The sequence below is a fragment of the Paenibacillus sp. P36 genome (assembly GCF_045866505.1).
Taxonomy (GTDB): Bacteria; Bacillota; Bacilli; order Paenibacillales; family NBRC-103111; genus Paenibacillus_E; species Paenibacillus_E chondroitinus.
On sequence record NZ_AP038372.1, the window covers coordinates 924,632 to 939,040 of the forward strand.

Annotated in this window: 13 protein-coding genes; 8 read left to right on the forward strand and 5 right to left on the reverse strand. The window is 43.1% G+C overall.

Going from position 1 to position 14,409, the window contains the following annotated elements; all coding sequences use genetic code 11:
• Positions 1-23 precede the first annotated feature (23 nt).
• From ACKTT9_RS04285 to ACKTT9_RS04295, 3 genes are all read right to left on the reverse strand, one after another.
• Positions 24-929 carry a TIGR03943 family putative permease subunit gene (locus tag ACKTT9_RS04285; RefSeq protein WP_407870599.1) on the reverse strand — a complete coding sequence of 302 codons (906 nt, stop codon included), beginning with the start codon at positions 927-929 and terminating at the stop codon, positions 24-26.
• A gap of 18 nt (positions 930-947) precedes the next feature.
• Positions 948-1,886: a permease gene (locus tag ACKTT9_RS04290; protein WP_407870600.1), complete on the reverse strand. Its 939-nt coding sequence runs from the start codon at positions 1,884-1,886 to the stop codon at positions 948-950.
• Between the two features lie 207 nt (positions 1,887-2,093).
• Entirely contained in the window at positions 2,094-2,603 is a 510-nt protein-coding gene (locus ACKTT9_RS04295) for an Rrf2 family transcriptional regulator (protein WP_407870601.1), read from the reverse strand.
• 260 nt (positions 2,604-2,863) lie between these two features.
• Between ACKTT9_RS04295 and ACKTT9_RS04300 the strand changes: the two genes are divergently transcribed.
• The 7 genes from ACKTT9_RS04300 (at position 2,864) to ACKTT9_RS04330 (ending at position 10,784) form a co-directional block, all read left to right on the forward strand.
• Positions 2,864-3,325, forward strand: coding sequence for a carboxymuconolactone decarboxylase family protein (locus ACKTT9_RS04300; RefSeq protein WP_157323907.1), 462 nt, complete (start codon positions 2,864-2,866; stop codon positions 3,323-3,325).
• A 167-nt stretch (positions 3,326-3,492) separates the two neighbouring features.
• Complete coding sequence (locus tag ACKTT9_RS04305; protein WP_407870602.1) at positions 3,493-4,830, forward strand: spore germination protein; 1,338 nt, start codon at positions 3,493-3,495, stop codon at positions 4,828-4,830.
• On the forward strand, positions 4,827-5,933 hold the full coding sequence (locus tag ACKTT9_RS04310; RefSeq protein ID WP_407870603.1) for a GerAB/ArcD/ProY family transporter: 1,107 nt from the start codon (positions 4,827-4,829) through the stop codon (positions 5,931-5,933). Before ACKTT9_RS04305 ends, ACKTT9_RS04310 begins: the two co-directional genes overlap by 4 nt.
• On the forward strand, positions 5,930-7,030 hold the full coding sequence (locus tag ACKTT9_RS04315; protein ID WP_407870604.1) for a Ger(x)C family spore germination protein: 1,101 nt from the start codon (positions 5,930-5,932) through the stop codon (positions 7,028-7,030). The genes ACKTT9_RS04310 and ACKTT9_RS04315 overlap by 4 nt, the downstream gene beginning before the upstream one ends.
• 175 nt (positions 7,031-7,205) lie before the next feature.
• A complete protein-coding gene (locus ACKTT9_RS04320; protein WP_407870605.1) occupies positions 7,206-7,808 on the forward strand; it encodes a hypothetical protein in 603 nt (200 codons plus the stop codon).
• Positions 7,809-7,966: 158 nt separating this feature from the next.
• Entirely contained in the window at positions 7,967-8,368 is a 402-nt protein-coding gene (locus ACKTT9_RS04325; protein WP_407870606.1) for a cupredoxin domain-containing protein, read from the forward strand.
• A gap of 202 nt (positions 8,369-8,570) precedes the next feature.
• A complete protein-coding gene (locus ACKTT9_RS04330) occupies positions 8,571-10,784 on the forward strand; it encodes a heavy metal translocating P-type ATPase (protein ID WP_407870607.1) in 2,214 nt (737 codons plus the stop codon).
• Positions 10,785-10,985: 201 nt separating this feature from the next.
• On the opposite strand, the gene ACKTT9_RS04335 is transcribed toward ACKTT9_RS04330, so the two are convergent.
• Positions 10,986-11,204 (reverse strand): hypothetical protein, encoded by a 219-nt coding sequence (locus ACKTT9_RS04335; RefSeq protein ID WP_407870608.1) that lies wholly within the window; start codon positions 11,202-11,204, stop codon positions 10,986-10,988.
• Positions 11,205-11,258: 54 nt separating this feature from the next.
• On the opposite strand from ACKTT9_RS04335, the gene ACKTT9_RS04340 reads away from it, so the two are divergent.
• Positions 11,259-13,595 (forward strand): heavy metal translocating P-type ATPase, encoded by a 2,337-nt coding sequence (locus tag ACKTT9_RS04340; RefSeq protein ID WP_407870609.1) that lies wholly within the window; start codon positions 11,259-11,261, stop codon positions 13,593-13,595.
• Between the two features lie 124 nt (positions 13,596-13,719).
• On the opposite strand, the gene ACKTT9_RS04345 is transcribed toward ACKTT9_RS04340, so the two are convergent.
• Positions 13,720-13,875 carry a YjzC family protein gene (locus ACKTT9_RS04345; RefSeq protein ID WP_407870610.1) on the reverse strand — a complete coding sequence of 52 codons (156 nt, stop codon included), beginning with the start codon at positions 13,873-13,875 and terminating at the stop codon, positions 13,720-13,722.
• Positions 13,876-14,409: the final 534 nt, after the last annotated feature.

Consider the following 14,409-nt stretch of genomic DNA (forward strand, 5'->3'; position numbering starts at 1 on the left):
GACCTTGGGATAGCCTCGTTTTTTTAGGTTCCAAAGTATGGATTTTGATACACATAAGGACTTGTGGGTGCATCCTGCGTATCAACTGTTTTGGCCACGATCGTTAGTACATCTTTGCCTTCAAATTGTCGTTTCTCTATGGTGCCGAGCGCGACTGCGTACATATCGTTTTTCCATTGTTCCGGGGTATCGGCTTCGACTAGGATCGCGAGCGGGACAGAGTCTGCGACACAGCACCTCATGGAAAATCTGCCGAGGGCAAACTGGCTTTTGCTCATAGTATCCAGACGGTATACGTAACCGCTAATCTGCACCTTTTTACCCACAAATTGATCTTGATACAAGTCCAGTGACGTCAGCGATTCGATATAAAAATTATCGTTAATCACGATGAGAGGTTCTTTGTACATCTCTGCAGCCCGCTTGGCGTATGGCTTGGTGTATTCATTAAACGGAAAAACCTGACCTGTATCCGATTGCAGCTTATCATTCGGAATTAAGTTCGGGCTTGCATCGCCGTAATTGTTATTCACTAGAATGCCCGAAGGGGTGAAATTCAATCCTTTTTTGGCCGCCATCTGACTGCCTAGTACCGCACTGGGAAAAGAAAAGGCAAGAACAAGCGGGATGATCAGAACTCCATACATGATAATAACGCCAGGCTTCCAGTGATCATGGCTATGTGCGGAGCATGAACAGGCCGCAGCCGCTGTTGGATTCTTGGCACGGATAGCTCGAACTGCCAAATAAAGCTGATGCATAGCCAGTACATACATGCCCACGGCAAGACTTTTCACCCATAAATTCATGGTTGGAGCGACGTAATAAATCAAAGCATCGGAACGGCTGATCTGCACAATAAAAATAACGAAGCTGAGTAAGACTGCAGCTCGAATCGTTCGATGCGCGAACGTGGACCATTTTTGCATAGTTGCTTTTCCTCCATTCTATAAGTACGAATACAGTTGATCGAATGCGACGGACCCTAGCAGAACGACTGCAGCAGAAATGAGCATAACCGTTACGACGGTTTTGATTCGGAACACTTTAAGCAGCATCATCGTGCTTTTGATATCGAGCATAGCGCCAAACACAAGAAAGGCAAGTACAGAGCCGAGGCTGAAACCTGGAATGAATGTTGCGCCGACGAAGGCGTCTGCGGTGGAGCAGATGGAAAGAATGTAGGAGAGTCCCATCATAAACAAATGAGGAGTGAAGTCACCGTCGCTTAATGTCAGAAGCCATTTTTTGCTTACAACCGTTTGCAGCAAAGCAGTCACCGTAGCGCCTAAAACTAAAAATTTGCCAACATCAAACATTTCAATGGCGGCATGTTCCAATGTTTCGTGCCATTTATTCGTCCATGCGGCTGCTTTTGGTGGTTGGACCGGGAGAGGGCGTTTGGGGCTTTTTTTCATTGGAGTGACTTGGTCAATCGTGTTGTTCACTGGCAAGCGAAGCGCAGCATTGCTTACACCTCGGGCAGCCCACGGCCCAATCATAGCCGCTGCGGCAAAAGCCAACACCATGCGGGCCACCGCCATCTCCGGATGAGCGCGAAAGGCCACGAACGTGGATGTAAACACGACGGGATTAATAATCGGTCCGGCCATCATAAAGACAAGACCGATATAAGGCGGCATGCCTTTGCGGATCAGTCGGTGCACAACAGGGATAATTCCGCATTCGCAAAGCGGAAAGACGATGCCGAGCAGACATCCAAAGAGGATGCCGGGAATTGTTTTTTTCGGTATCCATCGCTGCAGCGTTTGATCACTAATGAATGTTTGCAGCAAAGCGGAAATCACGACGCCTAGCAGAATAAACGGAAATGACTCTAGTAAAATACCGAGAACCATGGTGCGAAAATCACTTAGAAAACTCATTAAGCCCGCTGCCTCCTTAACAAATGGTCAACAGAATTAAAAACAATAATAAAATGTTGTTTTTATTTGTTTTATTTGTATTTTCTATTGATTTTAGCAGGCGATTATTATTTCTACATCATTATTTCGTTAAGAAATTGTTAAGGGGGAGGATGGTTTGGTCAATTCTTTGTTCCAATATAAAAAAACACCTAACATCAAAAGATGTCAGGTGTCTTGCTTGCTATTAGCAAAATATTCACGAGTTTGTTTGCGAGATTGAGGGGTTAACACACGATCAAGCTCCTCATTTAGCCAAGTAAGCGATTTGTTGCGCAGAACATTGCGCATACTATCCTCAGCCTCAAGCATCGCCATGTTAATCGTACAGGGAGTAGCTTTGGTACATGCTGCAACCTCTTCGTCCTTCGTACATAAATAACTATTATCTTTAATGTTTTTGCATTGGAAAATAGGCGCTGTCCCTTCGACTGCTTCGACTACATCCCAGAACGAGATATCCGAAGGATGCTTGGCTAATTTATAGCCGCCTTTAACTCCAGGAACAGAGCTTACGATGCCGGCTTTTGTTAATTTGCTGAAAATCTTCGAAAGATAGGTCTCGGAAATACCTTGAAAAGCGGAAAGTTCTTTAATCCCAATCGTAGAATCAGGAGGAATATCGATTAAATATACTAAGCAATGCAGTCCATATTCAACGCCAATACTATACTGCATGCAAACACCTGCTTTCAGATATAAAAAAGTTATTATACATCATCTTAGGTGGATTTAGGAACCTTGTCAAATAGGGAGGTTTGGCATTTTTCGGATACTGAGTCGGGGAGGAATTGTGAGTTGACAGCCATGAACGAAAGAGATATATTATAGACAAGATTAATCGTCGATTAAAGTTATCTACGATATGACGAAGAGTAAGATCAATGAAACCCACCATAATTTTTATAAAAATAATAAAACTAAGGAGTGTCAAACACATGGAAATCAGATTGGATTATACGAAAGTACAGCCGGAGTCTCTACAAACACTATTAAAATTGGAAGGGTACGTGAAAAAGAGTGGGCTTGACGGTAAACTGGTGGAGTTGATTAAAATTCGCGCCTCGCAAATTAATGGCTGCGCCTACTGCCTGGATATGCATACGAAAGACGCACGTGCGATGGGAGAGACAGAGCAGCGTATTTATTTGCTCAACGCATGGAGAGAAGCTCCATTTTACACGCCATCAGAGCGTGCGGCGTTAGCTCTAACGGAAGCTGTGACCAGAATTTCAAATGCCGGCGTGCCGGATGATTTGTATGACCAAGTTCGCAGACATTTTGATGAGGAACAATACGTTGATTTAATTATGGCAATTAACGCCATTAACAGTTGGAATCGCATGGCGATTTCAACGGGCATGGTACCTGGCGATTATCAGCCTCCTGCAAGTAAATAATCTAATTTTGACGTGAAAATGAAAAGAGGGTGTCCAAAAGCCAATTTCCCGGCTATCGGATACCCTTTTTTTATTAATTGACAGGCTGCCCAGTCGCTATATTCGTGTAAAGGAATTACATATAATTTCCTTTTCGGGGAAAAGTACAACTAATCGTTCTAGGGAGGATGGTTAGGCTGCAGAAACAATTAGAGCAAATCAGGGAAGCGTTATTTCATACGGAGGATCTAACCATTCGCTCCTTTGAAGTGGAAGGCCAAATGGCGAAACTTGTGTATCTTGAAACACTTTGCGATGAAGAAAAACTTCAAATTAGTTTGTTCAAGCAATGGTTTCGTGCCAAGTCCAACCAATATCCTGATCTGGAGCTGGATCAGCTGCTGACGGCGGTTGACATTAAAGAGGTAACAGCGGTAGATGAGGCAGTCAAAGAATTGCTGAAAGGGAAAGGGGTCATCGGGCTTGACTCCGGTGCGGTTTGGTTCGCGTTCAATGCCGGCATGGATACCATTCGGTCCATCCAAGAGCCTGTTAATGAACTTTCCATTGTCGGGGAGCGTGCTGGATTTGTCGAGTCGATGACGACCAATCTGCACTTGCTTCGCAGCCGCGTGTCGACAGGTGAGTTCAGGGTCCGTTACTGCTCGCTCGGCCGGCAGTCTACCCACCGCGTAGCTGTCGTCTGGATTGAGGGAATTGCAGATAAAGAGATTGTCGAAGAGACATATCAGCGAATATCTCGTTTTACAACGAATCGAGAGGTTCATCCAGGCAGGCTTCAACGCCAATTGATGGAATCGAAATATTCCATTTTTCCGCAAATTTTCGGTACTGAACGTATTGATGCTACGGCAGGTTTGTTGATGCAAGGCAGAATCGCGGTTATATGCGATCAAAGTTCTACCTGTTTAATCGTACCGGCTTCCTTATATACGTTTATGCAATCTGTTGATGCTTATTTGCTTGGCAAAGGAATAGCCCTCCTTCTGCATAGTCTGCGTGCTATCGGAATGTTCCTAAGTTTATATGCTTGTGCCCTTTATATTGCGATTGTCACCTTTCATCATGAAGTGCTGCCGGCAAAGATGTCTATCAGTATTAAAAGCTCGCTTGAAAATGTTCCCTATCCGCCATTTATCGAGGCGATACTCATGATCGTTATTTTCCAATTGATTGCGGAAGCAACGATTCGCCTACCGTCGCAGCTTGCGCAGATGACCGGTGTTGCCGGTGGAATCATCATTAGCGAATCGCTGGTGAAAATTGGATTCGTATCGAACGTTTATATTGTCATCATCGCACTATCCATGATCGGCAATTTCATGATTCCCACCTTTCAAATGAGAATTTTTGCTTTTGCCGGACAAATGCTGTTGGTATTTGGTTCAGCGATTTTAGGATTTTACGGAATCGCTTTTGTCACAATAGCCTTGTTAATCCATTTCTTTACCTTAGAGCCGTTTGGTGTTCCCTACTGCATGCCAATAAGGAGTAGAGCAAAATGATGAGATCCTCCCCACGTGTCGGAGCTTTCCAACTCTATAGTTTGATCGTGCAAAGTCAATTTGGATCTACAGCTATCTCTATCGCTCATGACGTGAACGCCAAATCAGGGACGAGCGGGTGGATTTCATGTTTGCTGGGAGGTGCGATAAGCCTGCTATTTGTATATTTCGTGTGGAAAGTTTCCTCACAGGCATCGAATGGCAATGTTTTTCAATTGATTATGAACCGACTCGGCGGCTGGACAGGCAGATTGCTGCTGCTGATCTTCTCACTGCTTTATGCTCTGATCGCTTATATCATTTTATCGAATTGGATTTATACCACAGGTTTATGGGCGTATCAGCGAACGCCGCAATTTTTTTTGCTATTGTGTTTGATTGGCTTGAGCGTCTATCTGGTTATTCAACCCGTCACGACGTATGCCCGATTTTGCGTCCTTAGCGTGTGTTTTATACCGATATTCATTTTTTTGTCGATGTATACACTGAAAGAATGGGATATCTACAACTTACTGCCGCTGATAAGCGCTAGTCCATTTAAGATTTTTGATGGTGCAATCGTTATTCTTTGGTCCCTGTTAGGAGTGGAGATTTTATTAATTCTCCCTAAGTATCATCAAGATTTGGCGCCAAAAAAAGTGTTGAAAATCGCTTTGCTCAGCTATGCGACAACCATTGGGCTGTATACGTTTAGCACGCTGTCTTCGTTGGCGCTGTTCGGAACGGAAACAATCTCCTATATTCGGGAGCCGCTGCTCTACCAGATGAAAGCCATTTCGTTAAATATCATTGAGCGGATGGATCTGTTGATTATCACGATATGGATACTATTTGTTATGACTTCCTTTTGCACGTATTTCATGCTATTTGTCTCTTCGCTTTCTGCCATGCTAAAACAAAAGAAAGAAATACCTCTTGTGTTAACGCTCATATGCGGCTTCTTACTTTTATTGGCCAGTATGAAACGCTTAACTGCTGATCAGCTTGACCGTTTTCATTTGCAAGTCAACTATTATGTTCAGGGATGCTCATTGGGATTGATTTTATGTGTACTCTTACTGCTAAAGATTTTTCCGGCTAAAAATGGGAGTGAGCCTTCATGAAGAAAAGGTTGTCCTGTGTTTTTTTGCTTTTCTCAGTTATTGTGCTAAGCGGATGCTGGGATCAGCGTGAATTAAAAAACATACGTATGGTTCACATGGCAGGTATCGATTTGCTGGAAAATGGGTTAGTTAAGCTAACGGTGTCTATTCCAACCGTGAAGAGCTCCTTGGAATCTTCAGCAAAGGTCGTCACACCCAAAGTCAGCGCCGAAGGTCATACGGTCCTTGAGGCCAGTAATTTTTTGCAACAAGTTGTTTCACAGCACATGGATCTACGGGAAATTCGTATTTTGCTTGTCAATGAAAAGTACGCGAAAAAAGATCTGTACGAGGGCTTGGATTTTTTCTATCGCGAGGCCCATTTTCCCATTAGTGTATATATCGCAGTTACCGACAGTTCGGCCCATAATATTGTTCAGTTAGCTGTGGAGGATCGATCGTTAATCAGTGAATATTTGTATGATCTATTAAAGAGCGGTGAAGAAGATGGCATGATTCCCCGAGAATCACCTTATTTAATTTCTTCTACGTTGAATAAGCCAGGTAAAGATATTGTATTACCTTATGTCATATCTTCCACCATCAAGGGTCGTGCCAGAATTGACGGCATTGCGTTATTTCACAACAAGAAGATGACAGGTAAGCTGAAAGATGAAGTTGCACGAACATTTGTGATGTTATCTCCTCAAAAGTCGCATGGTATGTTGACAGAACAAATCGGGCCAAAGGATAGTTATGTCACGTTCTCATTTGAGAGCAAACATGAAAATATGAAAATCGATACGCAGAATGGCATAACCGTAAATTTGTATGCTACGCTTCTATGTCAACTCGTGGATAACCCGACTGGAGAAAAGCTGAATGAAAGTAGAACGGTGGAGATGGGGCGCCAATTGGAACGATTGCTTACCGAACGTGCGAAGGAAATGGTCAAACAACTGCAAACGGCCAATTGTGACGGTTACGGTATCGGTTATCGGATCAAAGCGACAAATCCACACCTATGGGAAACATTAGCTTGGGAAACGACGTATCCGAAAATTAAAATAGAGCCTCACATCACAGTGAACGTGAGAAATCGTGGTTTGTTGAATTAGAAAATATCCTATTTTTAGTTGCCTTTATAGCCCTTATGAGTCATTTCAAACGTTCAGCTTTCAAGTATACTTTAGACAGTTAATCTGAGCTGGACTGAAAGGGAGGGTCGTGATCCATGTGTTGAAATGGTAATTGGAGCGCAAGCTAAACTGCAAAAAGTAGAGGTGAAGACGGTTGAGAAGATTAGCTCAAGGGATATATGTGAAAATATGCGGTTTATTCCTGATCATAAGTGCATGTTCACGCAGTTTACCAGCAGCCGCGCATGAACACGGGGACTCAGTGACAGAGATCCAAATGGGGCCTTCTACTTTAACGGTGAATACAAGTATTGCTTCTCTTATTTTCGTCCTGCTTGTAGTTGTCGTTCTCATTCTTCACTTACGCACTAAGAAAACTGTTTTAACTAAAATGACAGGCATGATGGCGGCTATGACGATTGCTATGGTATCCAGTCTGGCAGTCGGCACAATGGCTGGAATTGTTTTGGAGAAATTATTCCTATCAACTGTTATTGGAGTCACCTTTGGCATGAGTGTTGGTTATTTATCCGGAAGGTTCTTGCATCTGCTTGCCTCTTTGGACGGCATGTTAGCAGGTTTGATGGGAGGCATGATGGGTGCAATGCTGGGTGTTATGGTGATTTCGGATTATCCGACACTTTCCATCGTTTTCATGGATGTTGTCTTAGCGGTTTCGATGTTGCTACTATATAAGCTGTTAGATGCCGAAGAAAATCTTCCTGTGGATACTTCCGTTTCTCAGTTAGAGGCGTAGCTGTAGAGGTAAGTTCATTGGATTGAAACTAAATTTTCATCAATCATTCATATTATTAGCACAAAGGACACAATCTAATGACATGTTCAGGTGTATAATCAACCTTGCCGGATCCACTGGCTAGGTTGTTTTTTTATGATTCGAAAGGGGGGACTAGCTTGAAAAGTCGTTTAACGAAATTCTCAAGATTTGGTCTTATTTCGGGAGTTCTTATGAGTTGTCTTTTTATTTTTGCTTTATTTTATTTTCAGCAGCCGGAGTCATCAGCCGAGGAGCCCACGGTTACGCAACAAGGCGGATATCAAGTTGTTACGATAAATGTGAAAGATGACGGTTTTTATCCTAACAATATCGAGGTTCAGGCAGGTGTGCCGACAAAATTAAATTTCAAAAAACTAAGCCGCTTGACTTGTATCAAAAGTGTAGCATCTCCTGAATTAGGAATGGATGTCTATTTGGAAAAAGGGGATAATTTCTTTACATTAAAAGATTTAAAACCCGGAACCTATAAGTTTCACTGCGGTATGTATATGTACTATGGGACAATAACGGTGAAATAATGGAACAGTTGAAATCTCCATCTATCAATGGCGAATAAAAGATCATTTCAACCTTTTAGGGATGAAACGATCTTTTTCTTTGTCCATTTTGTGATAATTAACCATACCTCGATATGAAAAGTTTCAGAGAGTCTAGCATGATTTTGGATCACACCCCATATAGTTGCAAGTAAGCGAGCAATTGATATCGGAGGTGCAGAGCTTGAACGAACAAGTAACGTATCAGAAAATAAACCTGCAAATAGAGGGCATGACATGTGCAGCCTGCTCTGCGCGTATTGAGAAAGTGATCGGCAAAATAGCAGGCGTGCATGACATTGCTGTGAATTTACCAATGGGAAGTGCAGCATTAGTGCTGGATGCAGGTACAGAGTTGAAAGGGGAAATTATTGAACGTATTGAGAAACTGGGATACTCGGCTAGAAGCTTTGAAGAAGCGAGTGATTCTCAGCCAGCGATATTTGGACTGGGAGCAAAACTAGTGATTTCGGCGTTATTAACACTTCCTCTTCTGTGGGCAATGGTTCGTCATTATACGATGACATCGAGCCTATGGATTCCTGATCTGTTTTTGGAACCATGGTTCCAGTGGCTGCTTGCTACGCCGGTTCAATTTGCAATAGGTGCTCCATTTTATTATAACGCGTGGAAGGCCATAAAAAATAAAAGTGCGAATATGGATGTTCTTATCGTTCTTAGTACGACTTGCGCTTACTTGTATAGCCATTACATGACGATACATATGCTTCGTTCGGGAGGAGCTGACCCGCATGCAGTTTATTTTGAGACAAGCGCCATGATTATTACCGCAGTGCTGCTTGGTAAGTGGCTGGAAGCTTCAGCGAAAGAAAGAAGTTTGAAGACTATTCATCGACTACGCCGCTTAAGCCCGCAAACAGTCACAATCATCAGAAATGAGATGCAGTCCGAAGTGATATCGATAAAAGACGTCAAAATTGGTGATATGCTCCTCATCCTGCCAGGTGAAATTGTTCCTGCGGATGGACGAGTTATTCGCGGCCGGTCAGCTGTTGATGAAGCATTCATTACGGGGGAATCCGTACCAGTAGAGAAACGTCAATACGATCGCCTGATAGGCGGTTCTGTGATTAGAGATGAAGCCATTACAATGCAAGTAACTGCTCTTGGGTCTCAAACTGCGCTCGGTAAGATGATTCATTTGATGGAGGAAGCCCAAGGCTCGAAGGCTGAGATCGGACGTTATGTAGATCGAATTGCTGCTGTGTTCGTTCCTACTGTTTTGGTGCTTGCCTTGCTGACATTTTGTATTTGGTCTCTATGGCTTACTCCGGGGGATATCAAAGGAGCGCTATTCAAAGCGATAGCTGTGCTTGTCATTGCGTGCCCTTGTGCCTTAGGATTGGCGACGCCAACTTCGATACTGGTGGGCACAAGCCGTGCTCTGGAGTCGGGTATCTTATTTAAAGAAGGCAAGTATGTGGAACAATTGCAGCAGATCGATATCATTTTAATGGATAAAACAGGAACGCTTACCCATGGAACACCTCGTGTGACAGACGTCATCACGGATCCGGGTCAGGAGCATCGCCTGCTTCGCCTGCTTGCTGCTGCTGAGAATGGCATCGAACATCCTTATGCGAAAGCAATTATGAAGGAAGCCGTTCGGCGTGGACTTCAGGTTAAAGAGATATCCTCCTCACAAGCTATAACAGGCCTGGGTGTGAAGGCGCGAGTAGATGAACATGAGATTCTAGTCGGTTCCAGAGCTTTTATGAATCAGGCTGAGATTTCCATCCAGAGGTTTGCTCATGTAACAGAACAGTTAGAGAGGGAAGGCAAGACGATGCTATTTGCAGCTGTGGACGGTGTGCCTGCAGGTGTAATTGCACTCATGGATACATTAAAAGCATCTACACCTCAGGCTCTAAGAAGGTTGAAAAAAATGGGAATTATTGTGGCTATGGTAACCGGCGATCACCGTAAAACAGCTAAAGCGATAGCTGAAAGAGCTGGTATAACAACGGTCTATTCGGAAATGCTGCCACAGGATAAGGTTCATTTGGTCAGAACACTGCAGCAAAAAGGGAAACGTGTTGCTATGGTCGGGGATGGCGTGAATGATGCCCCTGCCTTAGCAGCTGCGGATATTGGGATTGCTGTAGGAACCGGTTCAGAGATCGCCAAGGACGCAGCGGATGTCAATTTGCTTCATAGCGATTTGGGAGGCGTTGCGGATGCTGTGGTGATGAGTCGTAAGACCATGCGGAATATTCGTCAAAACTTAATTTTTGCATTAATGTACAATGTCTTGGCTATACCGCTTGCGTTCATGGGGCTATTGACACCATGGATCGCTGGAACAGCTATGGCTTTAAGTTCTGTATCTGTCGTTACAAATGCGAGCAGACTGCAGAAAGCATCTTGGCGAAATTAATATGTTTTATAGCTCTTTCGAGGCATGTTGAAAAGGGAGTTCCATCATGGAACCCCTTTTTTTATTTTCCTTTTAAAGTCATTTCGTTGGGTTATTGACGATTGACATAATAAGGAGATCGGCATAATATAAAGTTAATACATGAACATATAATCATATATTAGCGGATATTAAGGAGTCTGATCTCTAATGTCTTCACATTCATCTTGTTGCAACAACGGAGGTAATAAAAAGGACCTGCATCAAAATCAGGGACGCGAAGGTGCGCAAAATCAGGACAACAAGCATGATCATGATCACGATCACACACATGATCACGCTCATGATCATCACCATGATCACGATCACACACATGATCACGTTCATGATCATCACCATGACCACGATCACACACATGATCACGTTCATGATCATCACCATGACCACGACCACCACCATGGTGATTCATGCTGTGGTAGCTCATTAGGTGATACAGTGAATCGAACAATTACACTTGAAGGTATGCATTGTGCCGATTGTGCAGTGAAGCTGGAGAGATCCGTATCTCGCTTAGATGGAGTAAATCAGGTTTCTGTTAACTTTGCTACAGCCAAGATGAGTCTTGCTTATACAGAACCGATCGTTAATTTTGAGGTTATTAAGAAACAGATTAATAATTTGGGATATGGTATTCAACAACAATCATCTGAGAATCAAGTTTCCGTCTTTCGAATAGATGGGATGGATTGTGCAGATTGCGCGCAAAAACTTGAGAAGAGAGTTGGCTCACTTTCAGCTGTGAATCAGGTAACAGTTAACTATGGGGCTGCTAAGATGACTGTTGAACATAATGGAACGGCCGATCAAAGCATTCTACAAACGGTAAAGCAGGCAGGGTATACGGCCACGTTAGATACGGGGAGTATAACTCGACCAACTGCCGAAGCCAGCTTCTGGAGACGGAATAATAAAGTTCTTCCTACATTTTTATCAGGGCTATTATTTGCATTAGCATGGGTTCTAACAGTTGGTGATCTCGTAAATCAGGTCTTCTCAACGGTATTATATGCCGCTGCTATTGTTGTTGGTGGATTTCGGATTGCCAGGACAGGATTTTATGGTTTGAAGTCCCGTACAATTGGGATGGATCTACTCATGACTGTCGCAGCTGTGGGTGCTGTACTTATCGGGCAATGGGAGGAGGGTGCAGCGGTTGTATTTTTATTCTCATTGGGTGAAACATTAGAAGCTTACACGATGGATCGGACTAGGAAATCAATCCGTGGGCTGATGGATCTCTCTCCGAAAGAAGCCTTAGTTCGTAGAGATGGCCGCGAGTCTATGATTGCCATTGAAGAAATTCAAATTGGCGATACCGTTATTATCAAACCTGGTGAGAAAATTGCGATGGACGGCGTTATTATCAAAGGTCATTCAACGATAAACCAAGCCCCGATTACTGGGGAATCAATTCCTGTTGAGAAATCAAGAGGCGATGAAGTATTTGCAGGGACAATTAACCAACAAGGTGCACTAGAGGTTGAAGTAACGAAACTGTCTAAAGATAATACCTTATCTCGCATTATTAGTATGGTTGAAGATGCCCAAGCGCAAAAAGCTCCTTCTCAACGTTTTGTTGATGTTTTTTCTAAATATTATACGCCTGCGGTGTTAATTATTGCTGTGGGGATAGCCATTATTCCTCCTGTATTTTTTGGTCAGCCTTTTCAAACGTGGATTTATCGCTCACTCATGATGTTGGTCGTATCCTGTCCGTGTGCATTGGTGATTTCAACACCGGTTTCAATCGTGTCTGCAATAGGAAACGCGGCGAGAAATGGCATTCTTATTAAAGGCGGGGCACATCTAGAAAGATTAGGTGCAGTTTCCGTTGTTGCCTTTGATAAAACAGGGACATTAACCGCAGGGATGCCACAAGTAACGGTAGTCATCGCTTTGAATGGACAAAAAGAGGAAGAAGTTTTATCTATTGCAGCAGGAATTGAGTCTTCGTCGGAGCACCCTGTTGCAGAGGCAATTGTTCGGTTCGCAGAACAAAAGGGTATTCGGATGAAGGAAATTTCATCGTTTAGTTCTGTCACTGGTCAAGGTGTCAAGGCTACAATTCAAGGTGAGGAGTATTTCATCGGTAGTCCAAAATGGTTTATTCACGATTTGAATGTTTCCCTTGAAGAGATAAAGGCAAGAATTCAAGAATTAGAGCAACAAGGGCAAACGGTTATGGTCATAGGTACCAGTGAGCAAGTCATTGCAATTTTTGCTGTAGCGGACGAGGTTCGGGCAAATAGTAAATCTACACTTGAACAGTTAAAACGTATAGGAATTAAGAAGACAGTCATGTTGACAGGAGACAATCGAGGAACAGCTCAGGCTGTAGCCGCTAAGCTCGGGGATATCGAGTATTACGCGGAGTTGCTTCCACAAGATAAGGTTGCTTCTATGAAAAAATTAATGGCGGAATATGGTCATGTTGCCATGATTGGTGACGGAGTGAACGACGCTCCGGCCTTAGCCACAGCTACTGTTGGTATTGCGATGGGAGCAGCAGGTACAGATACTGCCTTAGAAACGGCAGACGTAGCTTTAATGGCAGATGATCTATCCAAACTACCTTATGCCATAAGTTTAAGTCGAAGAGCATTGAAAATTATAAAACAGAACATTGCTTTCTCTTTGTTAGTAAAAGTTGTGTTTCTTGCCATGATCTTTATGGGAACTTCAACTCTTTGGATGGCTGTATTAGCGGATACGGGAAGTTCACTCATCGTAATCGCTAATGGAATGAGACTACTTCGTAAAAAATCGGATTAACCTTGAAGTGCTATAAAAGCATATCAATAAAAAATGTTCGAGGCATTTAATTGCCTGGAACATTTTTTTATTTAGAAAAAAGAAACGCCTAGCTCATAAGCCAGCGTTTCCACCAAAAGTTTACCTATTCATGCTTCCAAGTGGTTGCTTTTCCTGTCTTAGGACAGTTAGGGAAAGTATCACCTGCTTGAAGAACAACGTGTCCTCCATCACCATCAATATAATGTCCAGCTTCCGTTACCTTTTCACCCGTCTTGTGGCGATGATTTGGGTTTGCCATACGGCGTCACACTCCTTAGTTTATTGTGACACATAAATAAAGAACATGTATTCACGAAAAGTAATATTCCCTTAACTTTCATAAGATGAACCTTCCAATTATCACCATATCTAAATGGGCAAGCAGTGTTTTGTCGACTCGAAACCTACAGTCCCGTGAAAATGAAGTTGTAGACTTACTGGGAGTTAAACTAACGGGAGGATACTGCAAAAAGACTCAACTAATAGAAATAGAGGGTGAGTCTTTTGGGATATTTGTAATCTTCTCCGTTAAAGACTGTTTCGCCTTTGACCTAACTAACTTGCCTATCCCCTAGAAATGATCAAGACAACCGCCCTTTACTGGTGTATATTGGAAAAGGTGGATTAAATAGAAGACATTTCTCCATGGAAAAGTCGTTGGATTGCAGGTGGAAAAGAGAATGAAGGCAGGCTGTCTAGCAGTAATTGTTGTAATTATTTTACTTTCGATTATTGGAAGTTGTATGAGTAGTGGAGGGAGTGGTAGTTCGTCTAATCCATGTAGAGATGCAGG